The following is a 1,645-nucleotide window of genomic DNA, read 5'->3' as shown; positions in this document are numbered from 1 at the left end:
CACGGGGCACGGGGCACGGGGCACGCCACCGTCCTCTCGCGTGCTCTCCCAGCCGCTCGGTGGACGGTCCGTCCGGCCCGGCTCGGCCCGGCTCGGCTCGGCCCGGCCCGGCTCGGGGATGCTTCGTTCGGGAACTGCCCGTTCGGGACGGCCCAGAGCGCCGGTCAAGTAGCGCGCGGATCCCATCCACGACCACCCGCACAGGCCATGATCCAGAAGAGTTTGTCGTTGTGTACGCTTTTTGGCCGCAAAAGCGTACACAACGACAAAATTACGCCGATCTTCTCCGGTGGCCGACGTCCATCGAAGCATGCCACCGTTCAGGAGGGATACGTATGGCTACCTGGCCGGCGCTCTAGTCGTCCGGGACGGCCTGTCGTCCGCGGGACGGCCTATGTGGTGGCGACGATCGGCAGGGCGGTCGAGGAGAAGTGCGAGGCCACCCGGTCGTCCACGGGGTCCTGTGCGGGATCGCGGTGCACGGCCAGGTGCCGGTAGAGGGTGTCGCGCTGCGCCGGGATCCGGTCGGCCGCGCGGATGAGATGGATGAGCTCGCTCCGGTTGGTCCGGTGCCGGGCGCCGGCCGAGGAGACCACGTTCTCCTCCAGCATGACCGAGCCCAGATCGTCCGCGCCCATGTGCAGGGTGAGCTGGCCGACCTCCTTGCCGGTCGTCAGCCACGAGCCCTGCAGGTGCGCGATGTTGTCGAAGAACAGCCGGGCCACCGCCACCAGCCGCAGGTACTCGATGGTCGACGCCTGCGTGCGTCCGCGCAGGTGGTTGTTCTCCGGCTGGTAGGTCCACGGGATGAACGACCGGAAGCCACCGGTGCGGTCCTGCACGTCACGGATCATCCGCAGGTGCTCGATGCGCTCGGCGTTGGTCTCCCCGGTGCCCATCATGAACGTCGCGGTCGACTCGAGGCCGAGGCCGTGGGCGGTCTCCATCACCGACAGCCACACGTGCCCGGGCTCCTTCAGCGGGGCGATCGCGTGCCGGGGACGCTCGGTGAGGATCTCCGCGCCCGCGCCGGCGAAGCTGTCGAGCCCGGCGTCCCGCAGCCGGACAATGACCTCGGAGAAGCTCAGCCCGGACGTCCGGGCGATGTGGACGACCTCGCTGGCGCCCAGCGAGTGCAGGGCCAGCCGCGGGTAGGCCCGCTTGATCGCGGCGAAGGTGTTCTCGTACCACTCGATACCGAAGCCGGGATGGTGGCCGCCCTGGAGCATGATCTGGGTCGCGCCCAGCTCGACGGCCTCGCCGCATCTGGCGAGGATGTCGTCGACGTCGCGGACCCAGCCCTCCTTGTGGCCGGGCGCCCGGTAGAACGCGCAGAACCGGCAGGCGGTCACGCACACGTTCGTGTAGTTGATGTTCCTGTCGATGATGTAGGTGACGATGTCGTCCGGGAAGCGGCGACGGCGGACGGCGTCGGCGGCCCGTCCGAGCGCGTGCAGCGGCGCCCTGGTGTACAGCAGCAGCGCCTCGTCGGCGGTGATCCGCCCGCCGTCCGCGGCGTGCGCGAGCACGGACGCGGTCTCCTGGTCGCCGGCCACCGGTGTGCCCGCGACTGCCGTTGTTCCCGCTGCCGCTGTTTCCGGGGCTGCCGCTGTTCCCGGGGCTGCCGCTGTTCCCGGGGCTGCCG

At 70.2% G+C, this 1,645-nt stretch carries 1 protein-coding gene; it reads right to left on the bottom strand.

Translation table 11 applies throughout. The features are described from left to right. Positions 1 to 392 precede the first annotated feature (392 nt). The gene (gene mqnC / locus AC5LUJ_RS23655) at positions 393 to 1,556 is read right to left on the bottom strand and encodes a cyclic dehypoxanthinyl futalosine synthase (protein ID WP_250283276.1); all 1,164 of its coding nucleotides are present in this window, start codon (positions 1,554 to 1,556) and stop codon (positions 393 to 395) included. Between the last annotated feature and the right edge of the window lie 89 nt (positions 1,557 to 1,645).

The sequence above is a fragment of the Protofrankia sp. CiP1_Cm_nod3 genome, assembly GCF_982290655.1.
This window is presented reverse-complemented; position numbering and strand designations above follow the sequence as displayed.